General features: G+C 72.0%; 20 protein-coding genes. 14 read left to right on the top strand and 6 right to left on the bottom strand.

Annotated elements, in window-relative coordinates:
• Position 1: 1 nt before the first annotated feature.
• Together ACIQNU_RS34420 and ACIQNU_RS34415 are read right to left on the bottom strand one after the other, a co-directional pair.
• Positions 2-1,135, bottom strand: coding sequence for a M20/M25/M40 family metallo-hydrolase (locus ACIQNU_RS34420; protein WP_401373862.1), 1,134 nt, complete (start codon positions 1,133-1,135; stop codon positions 2-4).
• A gap of 5 nt (positions 1,136-1,140) precedes the next feature.
• On the bottom strand, positions 1,141-2,040 hold the full coding sequence (locus ACIQNU_RS34415; RefSeq protein WP_401373860.1) for an alpha/beta fold hydrolase: 900 nt from the start codon (positions 2,038-2,040) through the stop codon (positions 1,141-1,143).
• 101 nt (positions 2,041-2,141) lie between these two features.
• Here ACIQNU_RS34415 and ACIQNU_RS34410 point away from each other — a divergent pair, with 101 nt between their 5' ends.
• From ACIQNU_RS34410 to ACIQNU_RS34385, 6 genes are all read left to right on the top strand, one after another.
• Entirely contained in the window at positions 2,142-3,029 is an 888-nt protein-coding gene (locus ACIQNU_RS34410) for a LysR family transcriptional regulator (protein ID WP_401373858.1), read from the top strand.
• A gap of 70 nt (positions 3,030-3,099) precedes the next feature.
• Positions 3,100-4,158, top strand: a complete 1,059-nt coding sequence (locus ACIQNU_RS34405) for a tartrate dehydrogenase (RefSeq protein ID WP_401373857.1) — start codon at positions 3,100-3,102, stop codon at positions 4,156-4,158.
• A gap of 209 nt (positions 4,159-4,367) precedes the next feature.
• The gene (locus ACIQNU_RS34400; protein WP_401373855.1) at positions 4,368-6,191 is read left to right on the top strand and encodes a protein kinase; all 1,824 of its coding nucleotides are present in this window, start codon (positions 4,368-4,370) and stop codon (positions 6,189-6,191) included.
• A gap of 114 nt (positions 6,192-6,305) precedes the next feature.
• Positions 6,306-7,085, top strand: a complete 780-nt coding sequence (locus ACIQNU_RS34395) for a transglutaminase domain-containing protein (RefSeq protein WP_401373854.1) — start codon at positions 6,306-6,308, stop codon at positions 7,083-7,085.
• A 113-nt stretch (positions 7,086-7,198) separates the two neighbouring features.
• On the top strand, positions 7,199-7,675 hold the full coding sequence (locus ACIQNU_RS34390) for a carboxymuconolactone decarboxylase family protein (protein ID WP_401373852.1): 477 nt from the start codon (positions 7,199-7,201) through the stop codon (positions 7,673-7,675).
• A gap of 46 nt (positions 7,676-7,721) precedes the next feature.
• A complete protein-coding gene (locus ACIQNU_RS34385) occupies positions 7,722-8,645 on the top strand; it encodes an RNA polymerase sigma-70 factor (RefSeq protein WP_401373955.1) in 924 nt (307 codons plus the stop codon).
• Positions 8,646-8,662: 17 nt separating this feature from the next.
• Here the strand turns inward: ACIQNU_RS34385 and ACIQNU_RS34380 are convergent, their stop codons facing one another.
• Entirely contained in the window at positions 8,663-9,838 is a 1,176-nt protein-coding gene (locus tag ACIQNU_RS34380; RefSeq protein ID WP_401373851.1) for an acyl-CoA dehydrogenase family protein, read from the bottom strand.
• Positions 9,839-9,932: 94 nt separating this feature from the next.
• Entirely contained in the window at positions 9,933-10,388 is a 456-nt protein-coding gene (locus ACIQNU_RS34375; RefSeq protein WP_401373849.1) for a MarR family winged helix-turn-helix transcriptional regulator, read from the bottom strand.
• 227 nt (positions 10,389-10,615) lie between these two features.
• Here ACIQNU_RS34375 and ACIQNU_RS34370 point away from each other — a divergent pair, with 227 nt between their 5' ends.
• The 4 genes from ACIQNU_RS34370 (at position 10,616) to ACIQNU_RS34355 (ending at position 12,897) form a co-directional block, all read left to right on the top strand.
• The gene (locus ACIQNU_RS34370; protein ID WP_401373847.1) at positions 10,616-11,242 is read left to right on the top strand and encodes an isochorismatase family protein; all 627 of its coding nucleotides are present in this window, start codon (positions 10,616-10,618) and stop codon (positions 11,240-11,242) included.
• A gap of 166 nt (positions 11,243-11,408) precedes the next feature.
• On the top strand, positions 11,409-11,846 hold the full coding sequence (gene panD / locus ACIQNU_RS34365; RefSeq protein ID WP_401373846.1) for an aspartate 1-decarboxylase: 438 nt from the start codon (positions 11,409-11,411) through the stop codon (positions 11,844-11,846).
• A 38-nt stretch (positions 11,847-11,884) separates the two neighbouring features.
• A complete protein-coding gene (locus ACIQNU_RS34360) occupies positions 11,885-12,229 on the top strand; it encodes a GNAT family N-acetyltransferase (RefSeq protein ID WP_401373844.1) in 345 nt (114 codons plus the stop codon).
• Positions 12,223-12,897 (top strand): arylsulfatase, encoded by a 675-nt coding sequence (locus ACIQNU_RS34355; RefSeq protein WP_401373842.1) that lies wholly within the window; start codon positions 12,223-12,225, stop codon positions 12,895-12,897. Before ACIQNU_RS34360 ends, ACIQNU_RS34355 begins: the two co-directional genes overlap by 7 nt.
• Before the next feature lie 431 nt (positions 12,898-13,328).
• Here ACIQNU_RS34355 and gndA read toward each other — a convergent pair whose 3' ends face one another.
• Complete coding sequence (gene gndA, locus ACIQNU_RS34350) at positions 13,329-14,768, bottom strand: NADP-dependent phosphogluconate dehydrogenase (RefSeq protein WP_401373840.1); 1,440 nt, start codon at positions 14,766-14,768, stop codon at positions 13,329-13,331.
• Between the two features lie 120 nt (positions 14,769-14,888).
• Between gndA and ACIQNU_RS34345 the strand changes: the two genes are divergently transcribed.
• Together ACIQNU_RS34345 and ACIQNU_RS34340 are read left to right on the top strand one after the other, a co-directional pair.
• Complete coding sequence (locus tag ACIQNU_RS34345; RefSeq protein WP_401373839.1) at positions 14,889-15,863, top strand: acetylxylan esterase; 975 nt, start codon at positions 14,889-14,891, stop codon at positions 15,861-15,863.
• A gap of 136 nt (positions 15,864-15,999) precedes the next feature.
• On the top strand, positions 16,000-17,283 hold the full coding sequence (locus ACIQNU_RS34340) for a transglycosylase family protein (RefSeq protein ID WP_401373837.1): 1,284 nt from the start codon (positions 16,000-16,002) through the stop codon (positions 17,281-17,283).
• Here the strand turns inward: ACIQNU_RS34340 and ACIQNU_RS34335 are convergent.
• The gene (locus ACIQNU_RS34335) at positions 17,273-18,406 is read right to left on the bottom strand and encodes a DMT family transporter (RefSeq protein WP_401373836.1); all 1,134 of its coding nucleotides are present in this window, start codon (positions 18,404-18,406) and stop codon (positions 17,273-17,275) included. The genes ACIQNU_RS34340 and ACIQNU_RS34335 overlap by 11 nt on opposite strands.
• 349 nt (positions 18,407-18,755) lie before the next feature.
• Between ACIQNU_RS34335 and glgA the strand changes: the two genes are divergently transcribed.
• Together glgA and glgC are read left to right on the top strand one after the other, a co-directional pair.
• The gene (gene glgA, locus ACIQNU_RS34330) at positions 18,756-19,919 is read left to right on the top strand and encodes a glycogen synthase (protein ID WP_401373834.1); all 1,164 of its coding nucleotides are present in this window, start codon (positions 18,756-18,758) and stop codon (positions 19,917-19,919) included.
• Positions 19,920-19,937: 18 nt separating this feature from the next.
• Positions 19,938-21,155, top strand: coding sequence for a glucose-1-phosphate adenylyltransferase (glgC, locus tag ACIQNU_RS34325; protein ID WP_401373832.1), 1,218 nt, complete (start codon positions 19,938-19,940; stop codon positions 21,153-21,155).
• Positions 21,156-21,168: the final 13 nt, after the last annotated feature.

Here is a 21,168-nt window from a genome sequence, read left to right as displayed (position 1 = left end):
ATCAGGGCCTCAGCGCTTCGATCAAACCGGCGACCAGGGTGGCGCGTTGACCCAGGGACCGGGCGTCGACCCACTCGTGCCGGGCGTGCGCCCCGTCCCCGCGGGCCCCGAGACCGTCCAGCGTGGGGACACCGAGGGCGGCCGTGAAATTGCCGTCGGACGCACCCCCGACCCGCGCCTCGCCCACCGCCGGCAGACCGTGCGCCCCGGCCACCCGCCGGGCCGTCTCCAGCAGTCCGGCGGACAGCGCCCGCTCCAGCGGCGGCCGGTTCACACCTCCGCTCACCCGCAGGGACGCCTCCGGATGACGGGCCGTCAGCGACCGCAACGCTTCGTCCACACGCTCCAGTTCGGCCTTGTCCCACGCCCGTACGTCGATGTTCACGTGCGCGGCCTCCGGGACGGTGTTCGACGTGGTGCCCGCCTGGGCCACCGTCGGGGTGACCGTCGTCCCGAGGCCGCCGTCGCCGAGCCCGTTCACGGCGATTACCTGATGGGCCAGCTCGACCAGCGCGTTGACCCCGGTCTCCGGTTCGAGACCGGCGTGTGCCGCCCGCCCGTCCACGGCGAGTCGGTAGAACCCCGCGCCCTTGCGTGCCACCTTGGCGGCGTCGCCGTCGGCGGGCTCCAGGACGAGCACGGCCGCGCAGTCGCGGGCCGCGTCCTCGATCAGGTCCCGCGAGGTCCGCGACCCCGTCTCCTCGTCGCCGGTCACCAGGAGCCGCACATGCCCGAGGCCACGCCTGAGGTCACCGGCCCGCTCCAGCGCGTCCAGCGCGATCACCAGACCCGCCTTCATGTCGAACACACCCGGCCCCGAAAGGTGGTCACCGTCCCGCGTGAACGGCCACGCGGCGAGTGTGCCCAGCGGCCACACCGTGTCCGCGTGCCCCAGCAGCAGCACACCCCCGGGCGCGCCGTCGCCCGGCCAGTACAGATGCGGCACCCCGTCCCGTACGACCCGCTCCGGCGCCCCGAGACCCGGGGGAGCCCACGCGGTCAACGCGTCGTGGACGGCGGAGAGTCCGGGGGCATGACCCGACGGCGTCTCCACGGAGACGAGGTCGGCGAGGCGGCCGATCGCGCGCTCGGCGGTCGGGTCGGGGGCCGTGCCTGCCTGGTGCGAGGACATCATCGGTGTCAGCCTTCCCGGCCGAAGAAGGACCCCAGGAGCCGCGCGGTCTCCGCGGGGGCCTCCTCGGGGACGTAGTGGTCACAGGGCAGCGCCGCACCGCGCACGTCCTTCGCGTACGCGCTCCACACCTCCGGCACGTCATAGGTGCGGCCGACGAAGCTGTGCTCACCCCACAGCGCGAGGACCGGACAGTCCACCGTCCGCCCGGCCGCCGCGTCGGCGTCGTCATGGGCGAGGTCGATCGTCAGCGCGGCCCGGTAGTCCTCGCAGGACGCGTGGACGGCGGCCGGGTCGGCGAAGCAGCGGACGTACTCGTCCAGGGCCGCCGGGTGGAAAGGGGTGCCGCCGTGGTGCCGGGCGTTCATCCGGGTGCGGACCCAGAACTCCGGGTCGGCGCCGATCAGCCGCTCCGGGATGCCGTCGCCCGCGGCGAGGAAGAACCAGTGGTAGTAGCCGCGGCCGAAGTCCAGGTCCGCGTGGCGCAGCGCGTGCCGGGTCGGGACGATGTCCAGGACCGCCAGCGCGGACACCGCCTCCGGGTGGTCGAGCGCGAGCCGGTGGCCGACCCGCCCGCCCCGGTCGTGCCCGGCGACCGCGAACCGGTCGAAACCGAGCGCCCGCATCGCCAGCCACTGGTCGTGCGCCATGGCGCGCTTGGAGTAGGTGCCGTGGTCGGGTGCGAGTGACGCGGGCTTGTCGCTGTCGCCGTATCCCCGCAGATCACTGACCACCACGGTGTACCGGGCGGCGAGCAGGGGAGCGACGTGATGCCAGATGAGATGGGTCTGCGGATACCCGTGCAGCAACAGCACCGGCGGACCCTCGCCGGCGACGCGGAGATGGACACCCACCCCGTCGGCGTCCACCCGGCGCCGGGCGAACCCGGGAAGCAACTCGTCGTTCATGCCCAGATGACAGCAACCCGGAGGAGATCTGTCCAAGACTCTTCGGTGATGCCTCAAATAGGTATGCCCTATCAGCGCTCCCACATGGGCGAAGATGAGCCATGGACGTCAGACAGCTGGAGTACTTTCTCGCCATCGTGGACCACGGAGGTTTCAACCGCGCCGCCTCCGCGCTCTATCTGTCGCAGCCCACGCTCTCGCAGGCGATCCAGTCCCTGGAGCGTGATCTCGGCAGCAGCCTCTTCCACCGCATCGGACGCCGGGCGGTCCTGTCGGAGTCCGGCGCCGCCCTGGTCGAACCGGCGCGTGCCGCCGTGCGCAGCCTGGAGCTGGCGCGGGCCAGTGTCGGCACCGTGCGGTCGCTGCGGGGCGGGGCGCTGGACATCGCCGCCATGCCGTCCCAGGCGGTGGAGCCGCTGAGCGGTCTGGTACGCCGGTTCGCCGAGCGGTACCCGGACGTCGTCGTCCGTATCCGGGCCGCCTTCACCCCACGGGACGTCGTCGAACTCGTCCGCACCGGCGCCTGCGAACTCGGGCTCCTCGCCACACCGGGCGCCCTGCCCGAGCGCGAGGTGACCGCCCACCCGCTGGGCGAACAGAGCTTCGTCCTGATCACCCCGCCCGACGGCCCCTTCCCGGCAGGGCGGCCCGTCCCGTACGAAGAATTGGAGGGGCACCGGCTCATCGTCGGACAGCGCGGCACCGGGATGCGGACCTTCGTGGACGGGCTGCGGGAGCGGGGCGTCGGCTTCACCGTCGCCGTGGAGAGCGAGCACCGGGTGTCGATCCTGCCGCTGGTGCTCGGGGGCGTCGGACTCGCGGTGGTCACCGAGGCGTGGCGGGGGCTGGCGGAGCGCACGGGTGCGCTGGTGCTCGACCTGGAGCCCCGGGCCGTGCTGCGGATCGCGCTGGTCAGCAGGCGGTCGGAGCTGACTCCGGCGGCACGGGCGTGCCTGGAGCTGGCGGGGGAGGAGGGCGGTCACCGATAGGCGCTGCCTATTTAGGGCATCGCCGATCCGACTTGGACGCGCCACCTGCGGTGTTGTTGCAATCGACACCATGAAGACGACCCACCGCATCGCGCTGATCCCGGGAGACGGCATCGGCGCCGAAGTCCTGCCCGCCGCCCGCCAGGTCCTGGACTCCGTCGGCGCCCGCCACGGCATCGGCCTGGAGTACGAGGAGTTCGACTGGTCCTGCGAGCGCTACCTCCGCGAGGGCGCGATGATGCCGCCGGACGGCCTGGAGCGGCTGCGGACCCACGACGCCGTCCTGCTCGGCGCCGTCGGCTACCCGGGCGTGCCCGACCACGTCTCCCTCTGGGGCCTGCTGATCCCGATCCGCCGCACCTTCCGCCAGTACGTGAACCTGCGGCCGATCCGCGTCTTCGAGGGGGTACCGAGCCCGCTGCGCGCCGCCCTGCCCGGCGATGTCGACTTCGTGGTGGTCCGCGAGAACGTCGAGGGCGAGTACAGCGAGGTCGGCGGCCGGGCGAACCGGGGCTTCGCCGATGAACTGGCCGTCCAGGAGTCCCTGTTCACACGGGCCGGTGTGACCCGGGTCGTGGACTACGCGTTCGACCTGGCCGAGCGGCGGAGCGGACGTCTCACCTCCGCGACCAAGTCGAACGGGATCGTCCACACCATGCCGTTCTGGGACGAGATCGTCGCGGAACGGGCCGCCCGGCACCCGGGGGTGGTCTGGGACCAGGAACACATCGACGCCCTCGCGGCCAAGTTCGTGCTCGACCCCGGCCGCTTCGACGTGGTCGTCGCGTCCAACCTGTTCGGCGACATCCTCAGCGATCTCGCCGCGGCCGTGGCGGGAAGCATCGGCATCGCGCCCTCCGCGAATCTGAACCCCAAGCGTGACTACCCGTCGATGTTCGAGCCCGTCCACGGCTCGGCCCCCGACATCGCGGGACGCGGCATAGCCAACCCCATCGGCGCCATCTGGTCGGCCGCCCTCATGCTCGACCACCTGGGCCACCCGGAGGCATCGGCCGACATCACCCGCGCCCTCACCGACGCCCTGGCGACCGGCAAGGCGCTCACCCCGGACCTCGGCGGCACGGCGAGCACCGGCGTCTTCACGGAGCATTTGCTGAGCCTGATCTGAGCCTTTCTGGTCCGGTGCGCGGGGGTCGGACGGGCCGAGGAAGTTGAGGGTGGCTCCTCCGGCGCCGGATCCCCCCGCCCGTCCAGACGGGAAGCTCATGACCGGTTCCGGCTCGCTTCACGCGCCCCCCACGGGAACATGCGGTGACGGAGGCTCCTTGGATAAGGTGCGGCACGCATCAGGCATTTCCACGGGGGAGACGTGACGTGATGGTTGGTCAGCAGCCGGGCCAGGGTGGCCCTTCGGAGATCTTTCAGCCGCTCGCGGCGGACGATCCCACCACGATCGCCGGATACCGGCTGGCCGCCAAGCTCGGCGCGGGCGGCATGGGCAAGGTGTATCTGTCGTACACACCCGGCGGGCGGGCCGTGGCCATCAAGGTCATCCGCCCCGAGTTCGGCGAGGACCCCGAGTTCCGCCGCCGGTTCGCCCAGGAGGTGAAGTCCGCCCAGCGGGTGCAGGGGCTGTTCACCGCGCCCGTCATCGACGCGGACACCGACGGCGCGCAGCCCTGGCTGGCCACCGCGTATGTGCCGGGCCCTTCGCTCGCCGACGCGGTCGCCGCGCACGGGGCGTTGCCCGTCGAGACGGTGCTGCTGCTGGTCGCCGGTATGGCGGAGGCGCTGCACATCATCCACGGCGCGGGCATCGTGCACCGCGACCTCAAGCCGTCCAACGTCCTGCTGGCCGCCGACGGGCCCCGCGTCATCGACTTCGGTATCGCCTACGCGGCCGACGCGACCTCGCTCACCGGCAGCGGCGTCACCATCGGCACCCCGTCGTTCATGGCCCCGGAACAGGCCGCTGGACGCAAGGTGACCGCGGCCACCGACATCTTCGCGCTCGGGCAGGTGGCGGCGTACGCGGCCACCGGCACCCCGGCGTTCGGCGAGGGCACCTCGCACGGCGTGCTCTACCGGATCGTCCACGAGGAACCCGACCTGACCGGCGTCCCCGAGCGGCTGAGGGAACTGGTCACCCGCTGCCTCGCCAAGGACCCCGTCGCCAGGCCCTCGATCGCCGACATCATCGCGATCTGCCAGTCCGCGAACGCCGAGACGGTGCTGCGCCGCCCCGAGGACTGGCTGCCCGCCCCCATCACCGCCGACATCACGGTCCGTACCGCGGCCCCCGCGCCCGCCCAGACCCCGCCGCCGCCGACCGCCGCTCCGGCCGCGGCCTACAGCCCCACGACCCCGGTGTCCCCGACGACCCCGCCCCCGGGCTACGGCCCGCCCGCGACACCCCAGCCCCCGCAGCACCCCATGGGCCAATACCCCATGGCCCAGCACCCCATGGGACCCCCCGCCCCGACGCACGCCCACGCCGCCTACGCCCCGACCCAGGGCCCCGCGGGCCACATGGGCGGGCCGACGTACCCGGGCTACTCCGTGCCGCCGGCGCAGCAGCCGCCGAAGGGTGGTCCGGGCAAGCAGGGCATCCTCATCGCACTCGCCGCCGCGCTGGTCATCGGTGTCGCCGGCGGGGCGTACCTCGTGTCGCGGGGCGAGGGGGACGACACGAAGGGCGACAGCGCGGCGCAGGGCACACCGGACAGCAGCGCGAGCGGGGACACCGGCAGTAAGAATCCTCCTGCGGCGGACAGCACCCCGAAGGACGACCCCAAGGCCGATCCGAAGCCCAGCTCGTACAAGGGCATCAACCTCACCGCCGGCTACCACCTGACCCTCGGCGAGGACCCCGTACGGCCCCAGGAGGGCGAGGACGGCGGGTACGAACTCTCCTACGACACCGGCGGATACCTCGACGCGGAGAGCACTGGCGGGACCCTCGCCCTGCTCGACCCGGGCCAGGAGGGTTCCCTCGAAGCCTGCCGGGCGGACACCCGGTACACACAGAACATCTACGTGGACAAACTGTCGCAGGGCCGGCAGGTCTGCGTCACGACAGGCACCGGACACATGGGGCTCGTCACGGTCAAGGGCTTCTCGGGCGAGGATTCGCCGAGCACGTACATGACCCTGGACCTGACGGTCTGGCGCAACGCCGTGGCCTCGGGGTCGGGCGGCTGAGGCGGCGCGGGGCATCGCACCAGGCCCTGGGCCCACCATGAGTTGAACGTGTTCAAATTGTCTGTCACGATGTCCTCAGTCGCCCGGAGAGTGCTGGACGAGAGGGATGCCGTCGTGACGAGTTCGCTTCTCATGCCGCGCGGTCGTGGACGCGTGGTCCCGGTCGGTGCGGGGGCGGTGGCGGGGGGTGTCGAGCCGACGGCGATCCTCGACTGGCGGCACCCGTACGTCGGCTCGCTGGTCCGGAGCATCGGTACCGTCGGCGAGGGCGCGGGGGACATGGCGGCCCTGCGTCTGGCCCACCGGCGGATCACCGCTGCCGTGCGGCCGGTGTACTCGGTGCAGGACGAGCGGCCCGTGTCGGAGGTGCTGCGCCGGGGCCGCGGCTCGTGCAGCCAGCGGCTGGCCGTACTGGAGGCCGTCGCGCGGGCGTCCGGCGTGGCCACGCGGGTGCGCGGTCTGCTGGTGGACGGGACGTTCTGGTACCCGCGGTTCCCCCGGCTGCACCGCATCGTCCCTGACCAGGTGCTGCTCGCGTGGCCGGAGTTCCGTATCGAAGGGCTGTCCCCGGCCGACCACCCCACCGCACCCTGGCTGCCCGTCTCCGAACTCTTCGGCGGCCTTGACGAGTTGAGCGAGGAGACCAGCGGCGGCTTCACCAACTCCGGTACCGAGACCCTCTTCGAGGCGCTGTCCAGGACGGCGATCGACTGGGACGGTACGACGGTCTGCCCGGCCGGCGGCACGACCTGCGACCTCTCGGCGTACGTCCTCGCGGACCTCGGCCACTTCGACTCCCGCGACCAACTCTTCGCCCGGCACGGCCAGACGCTCTGCGGCATGGCGAGACTGCTGGCCGAACCGGTCCTGGGCCGCCGCTCGGCGGGCGTCTAGGGCGCCGCGGCCACGCACGGCGAGACCCAGGTCACAACGGGCCGTGTCACAGGGCGTCGGGCTACCTCGTCTCAGGGGATGCAGGCACCGACGACCACGGAGGAGCACACCTCATGGAAGCGCGACTGAACTACTTCGCCAACCCGACCGCCGGCAAGATCATCAGGCCCTTCATGGCGGCGGGGAAGGCGCTCAAGGAGTCGGCGTTGCCGGCCGCCACGCAGGAGCTGGTGGCGCTGCGCGTCAGCCAGATCAACGGGTGCGCGGTCTGCCTCGACATGCACGTCAAGGAGGCCGCCGCGGCCGGTGAGACACCGGTGCGGCTGAACCTGGTGGCGGCATGGCGGGAGGCCACGGTGTTCACCGACGCGGAGCGGGCCGCCCTTGAGCTGGCCGAGCAGGGCACCCGGGTCGCGGACGCGGCCACCGGGGTCAGTGACGAGGTATGGGCGAACGCCGCCAAGCACTACGACGACGACCAGCTCGGCGCGCTGGTGGTCCTGATCGCCTTCATGAACACGGTGAACCGGCTGAACATCATCACGCAGCAGCCGGCCACGGGCGAGTACAAGGCCGGTCAGTTCCACTGAAGCCCGGGACGGGAGAGCCGGAGTGAGCAAGGGCATGAGCAAGGGCATGAGCAAGGTCGAGGAGTTCGAGGAGCTGCGACCCCTGCTGTTCTCCCTCGCCTACCGGATTCTCGGCAGCGTGAGCGAGGCCGAGGACGCGGTCCAGGAGACATGGCTGCGCTTCGACGGCTCGGCGACCCGGCCCACGTCGACCAAGGCTTTCCTGTCCACGGCCGTGACCCGGATCGCGATCGACGTACTGCGGTCCGCGCGGGCCCGGCGGGAGACGTACGCCGGGCCCTGGCTCCCGGAACCGCTGCTGGAGGACCCGTACCAGGATCCGGAGCGGTCCGTGGAGCTGGCCGACTCGGTGTCCGTCGCCGCGTTGCTGCTGCTGGAGCGGCTGAGCCCACTGGAGCGCGCCGTCTTCCTGCTGCGGGAGGTGTTCGGCTTCGGATTCGACGAGGTCGCGTCGGCGGTGGGACGTTCGGAGGCGGCGTGCCGCCAGCTCCTGGTACGGGCACGGCGGCACATGGAGGCCGGGCGGCCACGGTTCGACGCGGACCGCCGGGAGCGGCAGGAACTGGCGGAGCGGTTCTTCGACGCGCTGAAGGACGGCGACGTGGACGGGCTGCGGAATCTGCTGGCCGCCGATGTGCGACTCGTCGGGGACGGCGGGGGCAACGCCCCACAGCTGGCCCACGAGGTCTCGGGCGCGGACAAGGTGGCCCGGCTGCTGGGCAGCGTCTACCCCTCGCTGCCCCGGATCGACGTCACATGCGAACCGCACGACCTCAACGGCCAGCCCGGCGCGATCTTCCGAGACCGGGACGGCAAGGTCGTGCACACGCTCGTCCTCGACGTGCTCGACGGGCAGATCCAGACCATCCGCGCCGTGATCAACCCCGACAAGCTCGGCCACCTCGGACCGGTGGCCGACGCCTGGGCCGTCGACCGGGAGCTGAGGCGGGCCCGCCGCCGGCCGAGCTGATCCCCGCTGCGGGCCGGTCAGCGGAAGGCGGCCTCCCCGGTGAGTGCCTTGCCGACGACCAGGGTGTGGACCTCGCTGGTGCCCTCGTAGGTGAGCACCGATTCGAGGTTGTTGGCGTGGCGCATCACCGGGTACTCCAGGGTGACGCCGTTGGCGCCGAGGACGGTGCGGCACTGCCGTGCGATCTCGATGGCCTCGCGCACGTTGTTGAGCTTGCCCACACTCACCTGCTCGGCGGAGAGTTCCCCGGCGTCCTTCAGACGGCCCAGGTGCAGGGCGAGCAGCATGCCCTTGCCGAGTTCCAGCGCCATGTCCGCCAGCTTCTGCTGCGTCAGTTGGTACGAGGCGAGCGAGCGGCCGAAGACCGTGCGGTCACGGGCGTACGAGATCGCCGTCTCCAGACAGTCACGGGCGGCGCCGAGCGAACCGAAGACGATGCCGAACCGCGCCTCGTTCAGACAGCCGAGGGGGCCGGACAGACCACGGGCGCCAGGGAGCATCGCACCGGCGGGCAGCCGGACGTCCTCAAGGACGAGTTCGCTGGTCACGCTGGCCCGCAGCGAGAGCTTCCGCTTGATCTCGGGGGCGCTGAACCCGGGGCTGTCCGTGGGCACCACGAAGCCCCGCACTCCGTCGTCCGTACGGGCCCAGACGACGGCCACGTCGGCCACCGAGCCGTTGGTGATCCACATCTTGGTGCCGTTCAGCACCCAGTCGGAGCCGTCGCGCTTAGCGGCCGTCCGCATGGCACCGGGGTCGGATCCGGCGTCGGGCTCCGTGAGTCCGAAGCAGCCGATCTTCTCGCCCGCCGCCATGCCCGGCAGCCACTCCCGCTTCTGCTCCTCCGAGCCGTGCTGCCACATCGCGTACATCGCGAGCGAACCCTGCACCGAGACCAGGCTGCGCAGGCCCGAGTCGACCGCCTCCAGTTCGAGACAGGCCAGGCCGTAGGACACGGCGCTGGTCCCGGCGCAGCCATACCCCTCCAAATGCATGCCGAGCACGCCCAACTCGCCCAGCTTGCGCGCCAGTTCACGGGCCGGGATCTCACCCGACTCGAACCACTCGGCGACGTACGGCCGCAGCTCGCGCTCGCCCATGGTGCGCACGGTCCGGCGGATCTCACGCTCCTCCTCCGTCAGCAGCCCGTCGACGGCGAGCAGATCGAAGGGGTGCACGGGCGAAGACTTCATCTCGGCCTCCAGGCGATGGCATGCGGGTGGTCCCTGTCGGGCGCCAACTTAACCGCCCCAGGAAGCGGGTGGCCTCGCCGCGGGCAGCGGTGCTTCAGCCGGCGCGCTCGGTCCCGCGCTGGAGTTCGGCCACGCGTCGGAGCGTGGTCTTGAAGGTCGCGTACTCCTGCGCGCCCAGCGCCTGCGCGTGGCGTTCCTCGATCGCGCGCATGATCGAGGCGGCGGCCTCCATCTGGAGCAGGCCGCGGTCGGTGGGGTGGATCAGTTTGGCGCGGCGGTCCGCCGGGTCGGGTTTGCGTACGACATAGCCCAGGCGTTCCAGGTCGTCGATGAGGGTGCCGATGACCTGCTTGTGCTGTCCGGAGACGCGGGCGAGATCGCTGGCCCTGATGCCGTCGGTACGCAGATAGGCGAGGACGGCGCCGGCGCGCGGCTGGATGTCGTCGAAGCCCTGTGCGGCGAGCGCGGTGAACAACTCGCGCTGGACCGAGAAGAGGATCCGGGCGGCGAGCACGCCGAGGTCCGGTTCCGCGGCCTGGTGCCCGGTCAACGTCTCTCCTGTCCCGGCGTCCGCCCGTCCGCCCGTTCGTCAGGTCGTCCGCCCGCTGTGCTGTGTGACCACCGACTTTAGTGGCCCGCCGAGTGCCCCGCCGGGTCGGCCGGAACCTCGTGCTTGCGTCTGAGACCACCGTGCTTGCGCCTCCGACGGCCGAGGTATAGATTCAAGTAGTCACCAATCTTGACTATCAATAATAGTGACTAACTGAGGAGCGGAAGATGACTGAGCGCAGCAAGTTCCTGGAGTCGATCACCCGGGAGAACGCCGCCGTGGTGCTGGTCGACCATCAGGTCGGTCTGCTCTCCGGCGTCCGGGACATCCCGGTCGGCGAGCTGAAGCACAATGTGGTGGCGCTGGCGCGGGCGGCGACCGTGCTGGACATCCCGCTGGTCGTCACCACCACGGCGGCCGACAGCATGTGGGGGCCGACCACCCCCGAACTGGTCGACGCGCTGCCGGCCGGACAGAAGATCATCGACCGCAGCAGCGTCAACGCCTGGCACGACGACCGGGTCCGCGAGGCCATCGAGGCCACCGGCCGTCAGAAGCTGATCATCGCCGGGGTGTCGCTAGAAGTGTGCGCGGCGCTGCCCGCGATCGCCGCGACGGCCGCCGGATACGACGCCTACGTCACCGTCGACGCCTCCGGCACCTTCAGCCCGACCAAGCGGGAGGCAGGGCTGCTGCGCATGCAGCAGGCGGGCGTCGTCCTCAGCGACTACGCCACCCTCATGGTCGAGGCCCTGGCCGACAACGCCGCCCCCGAGTCCGGCGACCTGTACGCCGCCCTCGACATGCCGTTCGCCGTCCTGGTCGGCCAGATCTCGGCGGCCTACCAGTCATAGCGGACCGCCGCCCCCGCCGGCCGTGGCGCCCCGGCACTTTCGGGCGCCGGGGCGCGGCGGGGGCCCTTTCGGGCCTTTCCTGAACCTGCCGCCCGCCCGTAGGCTGAGCACTCAGCCCTTGACCTGCGCAGACGCGGGCAGGGAGCCAAGGTTCGGGAGTGTTTTCATGCTGCGTACCATGTTCAAGTCCAAGATCCATCGCGGCACTGTGACCCAGGCGGACCTGCACTACGTGGGATCCGTGACCATCGACGCGGACCTGCTCGACGGCGCCGATCTGCTGCCCGGCGAACTCGTCCACATCGTCGACATCACCAACGGCGCCCGCCTGGAGACGTACGTCATCGAGGGGGAGCGGGGGTCCGGTGTCATCGGGATCAACGGCGCCGCCGCCCACCTCGTGGACCCCGGCGACCTGGTGATCATCATTAGTTACGCTCAGGTCGACGACGCCGAGGCCCGTACGCTGCGGCCCCGCGTCGTGCACGTGGACCGGGACAACCGGATCGTGGCCCTCGGCGCCGATCCGTCCGAGCCCGTGCCGGGCGGCGACGAACGGCGCGGTCCGCACGTCCGGCCGACCGGATCCCTTCCGGTCGCCTGAGACCGACGAGCAGGACGACGAGCAGGACGAGGAGACCGATGACCGACATCGAGATCCGGGACGACCGCGCCGCGGGCCGCCTCGAAGCGCACGCGGGCGGCGAACTCGCCGGACACATCGCCTACTTCGTCCTCACGGAGCCGCGCCCCGCCCTCGTACCGGTGCACACCATCGTCGAGCCCGCGTACGAGGGACAGGGCGTCGCCGGGTCCCTCGCCCGCGAGCTGTACGCCATGGCCGCCCGCGAGGAAGTGCCGGTCGCGCCGCTCTGCCCGTACGTCGTGAAATGGGCCGCGCGCCATCCCGACGAGGCGCCCGCCGCCGCACCCGAACTGCTGGACGCCGCCAGTGAGTACGTCGCCGCCCACCCCGAACAGTGGTGACGACCGCGCCCCTCGCCCTGCTGCACACCTCGCCCGCACACATCCCCGTCTTCGACGCCGTGCGCGACGCGCACCACCCCGGGCTCGTACTCCGCCACCACGTGGAAGCGGACCTGCTGGCGCGGGCCGGGCGCGACGGGCCGCAGGCGGTGGCTCATGACGTGAGGCAAGCGGTGGAACGCGCTGTGGCGGACGGGGCGGGAGCCGTGCTCTGTACGTGTTCCACCCTCGGGGGAGTCGCGGAGCGGCTGGGACCCGTGGTCGGGGTGCCGGTGCTCCGCGTCGATCGCCCGATGGCCGCCGCCGCCGTGGCCGCCGGACCCGGGGTGGTCGTCGTCGCCACGGTGGCCTCGACCGTGGCGCCCACGCTGGAGCTGATCGAGGAGGAGTCCCGGCGGGCGGGCCGGCCCGTCACGCCCCGGGTGCTTCTGCTGGACGCGGCCTGGGAGTTCTTCGCGCGCGGGGACGCGGAGGGGTACCTGGACGCCGTCGCGGAAGGGGTGGACGGGGTCTCGGACGCCGACGTGATCGTTCTCGCGCAGGTGTCCACGGCCCCGGTGGAGCGCCGCGCGGCGACGCCGATCCCGATGCTCACGAGCCCGCGACCGGGCCTGGCAGCGGCGGTCGTCGCGTACGGCTCGCGGCCGGAGCTGGGGCTTCCGCAGTAACCGGGGTCGCGTGGGCTCGAAGCGGCGGGGTACGCGTGGGAGAGTCCAAGAGACGGTTCGTACCGGCTTCTCCCCCCACACCGGAGGCCCCCGATGACGCATCCGATCCCCGACCCCGTCCCGCCCGGCCCCACACCGGGACCCCCGCCCCGCCCCGAGCCCTTCCCAGGACCGGAACCCGCACCGAAACCCGGACCCGGTCCTGGACCTGGACCCGGTCCCGGACCCGAGCCGGAGCCCACGCCGGGCCCGCGGCCCACACCGCCCCCGCCCCCGCCCCAGCCACCGGCCCCGGTCCCGCCGCCGTCACCGTCCCCCATCCCGGAACCCCCGGGACCGGAACCCCTCCCGCAACCGGGCTGAGCGGAGCGCGGGCCCCCGACCGGCCGGGGTCCGACCGGCCGGGGGCCCGACCGCGCGCGGGGTCCGCGTCAGGCATCCACCTCCGTGCGGTCGCCGCCCCACAGCGTGTGGAAGGAACCGTCACGGTCCGTACGCCGATAGGTGTGCGCGCCGAAGAAGTCCCGCTGCCCCTGCGTCAGTGCCGCAGGCAGCCGCTCCGCGCGCAGCGCGTCGTAGTACGCCAGGGCCGCCGCGAAGCCCGGCGTCGGCACGCCCTGCCGCACCGCAGCCACCAGCACGGCCCGCCAGTCGTCCTGCGCCGCGCCGATCTCCCGCGCGAACCCCTCGTCCGAGAGCAGGCTCGGCAGCTCGGGGCGGGCGTCGTACGCCGCGCGGATCCGGTCCAGGAACGCCGCCCGGATGATGCAGCCGCCCCGCCAGATCGTGGCGACGGAGCCCAGGTCGATGTCCCAGCCGTACTCCTCGCTGCCCGCCGCGATCTCGTGGAAGCCCTGCGTGTACGAGACGATCTTCGACGCGTACAGCGCCTGCTCGACCTGGACCGCGAAGGCCGCCGCCTCGTCCCCGGAGAGCGCTCGCGCGGTCGGCCCCGGGAGCCCCCGCGACGCCTTCCGCAGCTCCGCGTGGCCCGACAGGGACCGCGCGAACACGGCCTCCGCGATGCCCGACACCGGCACCCCGAGGTCGAGCGCGATCTGAACGGTCCAGCGCCCGGTGCCCTTCTGCTCGGCCTGGTCCTCCACCACGTCCACGAACGGCTTGCCCGTCGCGGCGTCCACGTGCGACAGCACATCCGCCGTGATGTCGATCAGATACGAGTCGAGCCGGCCGGTGTTCCAGGTCCGGAAGATGTCCGCGATCTGCGCGGGCCCGTACCCGGCGACGTCCCGCAGCAGTTGGTACGCCTCGGCGATGAGCTGCATGTCGGCGTACTCGATGCCGTTGTGGACCATCTTCACGAAGTGCCCGGCGCCGTCAGGACCGATGTGCGCCACGCACGGCGCACCGTCCGCCGCCTTCGCGGAGATCTTCTCCAGCATCGGCCCGAGCGAGCCATAGGACTCCTTCGAGCCGCCCGGCATGATGCTCGGTCCGTGCAGCGCGCCCTCCTCGCCGCCGGAGATCCCGGTGCCGACGAAGTGGATGCCCTGCTCGCGCAGCTCCCGCTCACGGCGCCGGGTGTCCGCGAAGTGCGCGTTGCCCCCGTCGATGATCATGTCGCCCGGCTCCAGGAGCGGCGCGAACTCCTCGATCACCTGATCGGTCGGTTCCCCCGCCTTGACCATGATGACCAGCCGCCGGGGGCGCTCCAGGGCGGCGACGAACTCCTTCGCCGTCTCGGCGGGCACGAAGGTGCCCTCGTCGCCGAACTCCGCCACCAGCGAGTGCGTCCGGGCGGCCGTGCGGTTGTGGAGGGCGACGGTGTAGCCGTTGCGTGCGAAGTTCCGGGCGAGGTTGCGTCCCATGACAGCGAGCCCCGTGACGCCGATCTGGGCTGTTGCGCTCATGCCTGTTAGCTCCTGACATCGGTGGTGCCGGTCGTGGCATCGGTGGTGCGGTAGTGATCGCCAGTATCACTCCGCGGCGTAGCGTGTCCTGTCGACACTGTGTACGACGAAGGAGCCTCAGTGCCTCATTTCGACCTCCCGCTGGACCGATTGCGTGCCTACCGCTCCGCCGCGACCGAACCCGACGACTTCGACGCCTTCTGGGAGAAGACCCTCGCCGAGGCCCGCGAGCACGACCTCGACGCCCGGTTCGAGCCGGTCGACCTGCCGCTGACGGGCGTGGACGTCTTCGACGTGACCTTCGCCGGGTTCGGCGGACACCCCGTCAAGGGCTGGCTCGTCCTCCCGGCGGGCACGACCGCGCCGCTGCCGACCGTGGTCGAGTACATCGGCTACGGCGGCGGACGCGGACTGCCGCACATGCATCTGCTCTGGGCGGCGGCCGGGTTCGGGCATTTTGTGATGGACACCCGGGGCCAGGGCAGCGGCGGCCGGGCGGGCGGCGAGACCCCGGACCCGGTCGGCTCAGGGCCCTCCCACCCCGGCTATATGACCCGGGGCATAGAGGACCCGCACGACTACTACTACCGGCGGGTGTTCACGGACGGCGTGCGCGCGATCGAGGCGGCGCGCTCGCACCCGCTGGTCGACGCGGCCCGGGTCGGCGCGATCGGCGTCAGCCAGGGCGGCGGCATCACGCTCGCCGTCGGCGGCCTCGTGCCCGACCTCGCCGTGATCGCTCCCGACGTGCCGTTCCTGTGCGACTTCCCGCGCGCCACCACGCTCACCGAGCGGCACCCGTACCGCGAGATCGCGCTCTATCTGAAGGCCCGGCGCGGCGGCGAGGAGCAGGTCTTCCGCACCCTCTCCTACTTCGACGGCGTGCACTTCGCCGCCCGGGGCCGCGCGCCCGCCCTGTTCTCGGCCGCCCTGGAGGACCAGACCTGCCCGCCGTCGACGGTGTTCGCCGCCTTCAACGCGTACGCGGGAAAGGGGCGGTCGATGGAGGTGTACGCCTTCAACGACCACGAGGGCGGGGGCCCTTACCAACAAGGGGTCCAACTCCGCTGGCTGCCGCAGTACTTGACCGAGTAGGGGTGGGTATGCGACCGGTCGCCCTCGCCGTGCGTGAGCGGCCGATTACCCTCTTGTCCTGGCCTGTTCGCAGCACTTACTTTTGCGGCTCCTGATGCCTTGGGGGACACCCCTGTGGACAGCGAGGGGGACCGCCATGGCCGTGCGTGGCCGACACCGCAGGTACCAGCCGAACCGGATCAACCGCGCCTCGCTGACCGTCACGGCGGGCGGTGCCGGTATGGCGCTGCCGCTCCTGGGCACCGGTGTCGCACACGCCGCCGACGTGGACACCTGGAACAAGGTCGCGGCCTGCGAGTCGTCCGGCAACTGGAGCATCAACACCGCCAACGGCTACTTCGGCGGGCTCCAGTTCAGCCAGTCCACCTGGGAGGCGTACGGGGGGCGCGCGTACGCGTCGCGCGCCGACCTGGCCACCAAGGACCAGCAGATTGCCGTGGCCGAGAAGGTGCTCAAGGGCCAGGGGCCCGGCGCCTGGCCGACCTGCTCCGTCCGCGCCGGACTTTCGCGCGGCGGCGACGCCCCGGACATCCGTCCGGCGGGCGGCGAACAGAAAGAATCGGCCACCTCCCAGAAGCAGCAGGCGACCACCCAGAAGCGGCCGGCGCCGCGCGAGGTGAAGGACGTCAAGCCGGAGACGACCCCGCAGTCCCGCGCCGGTACCGCCGAGATGTACACCGTGGTGCGCGGCGACACCCTCTCCGGCATCGCCGACGACCGCCGCCTCACCGGCGGCTGGCAGAAGCTGTACGAGTCCAACCGCCGTACCGTCGGCGCCGATCCGGACCTGATCTTCCCCGGCCAGCGGCTCACCGTCGACCCGGCCGCGAAGCCGCAGTCGCCCGCCGAGAAGCAGCCTGCCGCGAAGAAGCAACAGCCGGAGAAGCAGCAGCCCGAGAAGAAGGCCGAACAGCCGGCCAAGAAGCAGCAGGCCGTCAAGGAACAACAGCCGGCGAAGAAGCAGGAGCCCGCGAAGAAGCAGGAGTCCGCCAAGCCGAAGGCGCCCGAGCACAAGACCGGTCTCTCGGCCCCCGTCGCCGTCTCGCCCAGCACGCCCTACCACCAGACGGGCAGTTACTGGTCGAAGGGCTACCACACGGGCGTCGACTTCGCCGTGCCCACCGGCACCTCCGTGAAGTCCGTCGCGGCGGGCCGGATCGTCTCGGCGGGCTGGGGCGGCTCGTACGGCTACCAGGTGGTCATCCGGCACGGCGACGGCCGCTACAGCCAGTACGCCCATCTGTCGGCGATCTCCGTGAAGTCCGGGCAGAGCGTGGTCGGCGGCCAGCGCATCGGCCGCTCCGGCGCCACCGGCAACGTCACGGGCCCGCACCTGCACTTCGAGGTGCGGACCGGGCCCGACTTCGGCTCCGACGTCGACCCGCTGGCCTACCTCCGCGCGGGCGGCGTCAGGATCTGACGCGGGGCCGTGGACGCAGTACCCGGCGCGCGTACACCCGCTCGCGCCCCGCCCCCGTGGGCTGCACAGGCATCCCCGGGAGCCGCGCTTCGGCGGCCGATGTGTACGCGGCGGACGGACCGGTGTCGCGGTCCCTGCCGTCGCTGCCGTGCGGCCCGTCGCTCTCGGGCCCCAGGACGCCCTCCGGATCCCGACCGGCCCCGGGACCGCTGCCCGCAGCGGGTCCACGGCCGGTGGTGTCCTCGCCCGGCCCGTCCGCGAGCAGCACCTCCGCCGCGGCCTGTTCCCTCCGCGCCGACCCGACCCGCTCGGTCGTCAGCAGGATCAGCCCGCCCGCCGCCACGACCCCGCAGCCGAGCGCGAGTACCGTGCCCGTCGTGCCGTAGCGGAAGGTCTCGCCGAACATCGTGATGCCGACCGCGGCGGCCACCACCGGGTTCACCACGGTCACCGTGGACAGCGGCGCCGCCAGGCCCGCGTCGCGGTAGGACGCCTGCGACAGGAACAGACCCGCCGTCGCGAGCACCGCGATCACCGCGAGGCTCGGCACCTCCACACTCGGTGACGCGTCCGTCCAGTCCACCGCCACCGTCTTGGTGAAGACGGACGCGATCCCGAACGCGACACCGGCCGCCGTCGCGAGCAGCATGCTGCGGACCGCCGGGTGCCGGTGCACCGCCTGGGCCGCGACGAACAGGACCACGATCGCGGCCCCGGTCGTCACCGCCAGCATCAGCCGCTCGGTGCCGTCCAGTGTCCGCGAGTGGGCCGCGCCCGTCAGCGACAGGAGACCCGCCAGGCCGACCGTCGCCATGAGGGCGCCGCGCCACGCGGTCGCCCCGGCCCTGCGGCCCACGAAGAACGCCGCCATGGGCAGCGCGCACACGATCGTCAGCGCGCCCAGCGGCTGCACCAGGCTCAGCGGACCGTACGCCAGCGCCACCACGTGCAGCAGCGCGCCCAGGCCGTTCAGCGCGACGGCCCCCCACCAGACGGCCCGGCGCAGCGGTGCGTACGCGCGGTCCGGCGAGGTCACCGCGACCCGCTCCTGCACGATCGCCCCGCCCGCGTACGCCACCGCGGAGACGAGGGAGAGCAGCGCCGCGAGCGCGAGGGCGCTCATGTGCGGCTCCGCGGGGTGCGGGGGCTCTCGCAGGGCGCGGGGCGCGTCCGGCGCGGCGAACGATCGGCTTCCATATCTCTACGATCTCTCGCCGAAGCGATTCCGTCGTCCTCCCTGAGCGGTCAATGGGTCCTACTGCCGATGGAGTACGTCCCCGGCCTTGTCCTCCCTGGGGTTGGCGACCCAGGGAGGAAAGACGTCCATGGATCACGGAGGGGATGTGGATGATCACTCCTCGTACGGGCCGGGGCCGTTGCGCCGTGGGGAGCGCGCGGCCCGGGGTCTTCCCCAGGGGCCTCCGGTGGGTGACCATGAGGGAGGACCGGGGCGCGACGACTGGGGGTTCTGCGTGAGAGTGGGACTGCTCAGCCGGGAGTATCCGCCGGACGTCTACGGCGGAGCGGGCGTCCATGTCGAGTTCCTGGCACGCGAGTTGGCCTCGCTCGTCGATCTCGAAGTGCACTGCTGGGGCGAGGGCGCCGCCGACGGTCTCGTACGCCACCGGCCCTGGCCCGTGCTCGACGGCGCCAACGACGCGCTGCGCACCTTCTCCGTGGACCTCGCGATGACCGCCGCGCTCGAAGGCCGCGAACTGGTCCACTCGCACACCTGGTACGCGAATCTCGCCGGGCATCTCGCGAAGCTGCTGCACGGCGTCCCCCATGTGATGACCTCGCACTCCCTGGAGCCCCTGCGCCCCTGGAAGGCCGAGCAGCTGGGCGGCGGTTACGCCCTGTCGAGCTGGGCCGAGCGCACCGCGATCGAGGCCGCCGACGCCGTGGTCGCCGTGTCGGGCGCCATGCGCGACGACATCCTCGCCTGCTATCCGGCCCTCGACCCGGCCCGGGTGCACATCGTCCACAACGGCATCGACCCCGAGCTGTACCGCCCCGACCCGGACACGGACGTCCTGCGCCGCGTCGGCGTCGACCCGGAGCGCCCGTACGTCCTGTTCGTCGGACGCGTCACCCGCCAGAAGGGCGTGCCGCATCTGCTGCGCGCCGCCCGACGGCTCGACCCCGAGGCCCAGCTCGTGCTGTGCGCCGGCGCCCCGGACACCCCCGAGATCGGCCGCGAGTTCCGCGCCCTCGTGGACGAACTGGGAGCCGTCAGGGACGGGGTCCACTGGATCCCGCAGATGCTGCCGCGCGGTGAGGTCATCCAACTCCTCACCCACGCACGGGTGTTCGTCTGCCCGTCCGTGTACGAGCCGCTGGGCATCGTCAACCTGGAGGCGATGGCGTGCGGCACCGCCGTCGTCGCCTCCGCCGTCGGCGGTATCCCGGAGGTCGTCGCCGACGGCTCGACCGGCCTGCTCGTGCCGTACGAGGAGCGGGACCCGGACGCCTTCGAGCGGGGGCTCGCCGACGCCCTGAACCGGCTCGTCGGCGAACCGGACACGGCACAGCGGATGGGCACGGCGGGCCGCGACCGTGCGGTGCGGGAGTTCGGCTGGCGCGCGGTGGCGCGGCGCACGGCCGAGTTGTACGAGTCAACCCTGAAATCGGCTTAGCGGGCAGAGGGGGCGTCCATGCGCGGTGGACCATCGGTGCTGGGGATCGTGCTGGCGGGCGGCGAGGGCAAGCGGCTGATGCCGCTCACCGCGGACCGCGCGAAACCGGCGGTGACCTTCGGCGGCACCTACCGCCTGGTCGACTTCGTCCTGTCCAACCTGGTGAACGCCGACATCCTGCGGATCTGCGTCCTCACCCAGTACAAATCGCACTCCCTCGACCGGCACATCACCACCACCTGGCGGATGTCGAGCCTGCTCGGCAACTACGTCACCCCGGTCCCCGCGCAGCAGCGGCTCGGCCCGCGCTGGTACCTCGGCAGCGCGGACGCCATCCTCCAGTCGCTGAACCTCGTCCACGACGAACAGCCCGACCACATCGCCGTGTTCGGCGCCGACCATGTGTACCGGATGGATCCCCGGCAGATGCTGCAGCAGCACATCGAGAGCGGCGCAGGTGTCACGGTCGCCGGAATCCGGGTGCCGCGCGCCGAGGCGTCGCAGTTCGGCGTCATCACGCCCGCGCGGGACGGCCACCGGGTGGAGGAGTTCCTGGAGAAGCCCGCCGATCCGCCGGGGCTGCCCGGCGCCCCGGACCAGGTGTTCGCCTCCATGGGCAACTACATCTTCACCACCAAGGCCCTCATCGACGCCCTCCAGCAGGACGCCGACGACGACCACTCGGTGCACGACATGGGCGGTTCGATCCTGCCGTCCCTCACCGAGCGGGGAACCGCCCAGGTCTACGACTTCGACAGCAACCACGTGCCCGGTGAGACCGCGCGCGATCACGGCTACTGGCGTGACGTGGGGACCCTCGACGCGTACTACGAGGCCCACATGGACCTGATCTCGGACCAGCCGGTGTTCAACCTGGACAACCGGCGCTGGCCGATCTACACGCACGCGGGCCAGTTGCCGCCCGCCAAGTTCTGCTCCGGGGGTATCGCGGGCGAGTCGATCGTCAGCCCCGGGTGTGTCATCCGGGGCCAGGTCACACGCTCCGTCCTGTCGCCCGGTGTCGTCGTCGGCGAAGGTGCCGTGGTGCAGGGCTCCGTGCTGCACGACAACGTCCGGATCGGCCGGGGCGCGGTGGTGCGGGGCGCGGTGCTCGACAAGAACGTGGAGGTACCGGCCGGCGCCACGATCGGCGTGAACCCGGAGCGGGACGAGGAGCTGTACACGGTGTCCAAGGGCGGGGTCATCGCACTGGGGAAGGGGCAGCGGGTGCTGTGACGCCGGGCACCCG

This window comes from Streptomyces sp. NPDC091292 (assembly GCF_044757265.1).
Classification (GTDB): domain Bacteria; phylum Actinomycetota; class Actinomycetes; order Streptomycetales; family Streptomycetaceae; genus Streptomyces.
Note: the sequence above shows the minus strand (reverse complement) of the source record. Positions and strands in the feature narration are given on the sequence as shown.

Bases quoted from the DNA above. Each gene is read 5' to 3' on its own strand.
- ACIQNU_RS34370 (WP_401373847.1), top strand. From the start codon at position 10,616: ATGACTGAGCGCAGCAAGTTCCTGGAGTCGATCACCCGGGAGAACGCC.
- ACIQNU_RS34405 (WP_401373857.1), top strand. From the start codon at position 3,100: ATGAAGACGACCCACCGCATCGCGCTGATCCCGGGAGACGGCATCGGC.
- ACIQNU_RS34400 (WP_401373855.1), top strand. From the start codon at position 4,368: ATGGTTGGTCAGCAGCCGGGCCAGGGTGGCCCTTCGGAGATCTTTCAG.
- ACIQNU_RS34385 (WP_401373955.1), top strand. From the start codon at position 7,722: ATGAGCAAGGTCGAGGAGTTCGAGGAGCTGCGACCCCTGCTGTTCTCC.
- ACIQNU_RS34390 (WP_401373852.1), top strand. From the start codon at position 7,199: ATGGAAGCGCGACTGAACTACTTCGCCAACCCGACCGCCGGCAAGATC.
- ACIQNU_RS34335 (WP_401373836.1), bottom strand. From the start codon at position 18,406: ATGAGCGCCCTCGCGCTCGCGGCGCTGCTCTCCCTCGTCTCCGCGGTG.
- ACIQNU_RS34360 (WP_401373844.1), top strand. From the start codon at position 11,885: ATGACCGACATCGAGATCCGGGACGACCGCGCCGCGGGCCGCCTCGAA.
- ACIQNU_RS34410 (WP_401373858.1), top strand. From the start codon at position 2,142: ATGGACGTCAGACAGCTGGAGTACTTTCTCGCCATCGTGGACCACGGA.
- panD (WP_401373846.1), top strand. From the start codon at position 11,409: ATGCTGCGTACCATGTTCAAGTCCAAGATCCATCGCGGCACTGTGACC.
- ACIQNU_RS34340 (WP_401373837.1), top strand. From the start codon at position 16,000: ATGGCCGTGCGTGGCCGACACCGCAGGTACCAGCCGAACCGGATCAAC.
- gndA (WP_401373840.1), bottom strand. From the start codon at position 14,768: ATGAGCGCAACAGCCCAGATCGGCGTCACGGGGCTCGCTGTCATGGGA.
- ACIQNU_RS34415 (WP_401373860.1), bottom strand. From the start codon at position 2,040: ATGAACGACGAGTTGCTTCCCGGGTTCGCCCGGCGCCGGGTGGACGCC.
- glgC (WP_401373832.1), top strand. From the start codon at position 19,938: ATGCGCGGTGGACCATCGGTGCTGGGGATCGTGCTGGCGGGCGGCGAG.
- ACIQNU_RS34380 (WP_401373851.1), bottom strand. From the start codon at position 9,838: ATGAAGTCTTCGCCCGTGCACCCCTTCGATCTGCTCGCCGTCGACGGG.
- ACIQNU_RS34420 (WP_401373862.1), bottom strand. From the start codon at position 1,135: ATGATGTCCTCGCACCAGGCAGGCACGGCCCCCGACCCGACCGCCGAG.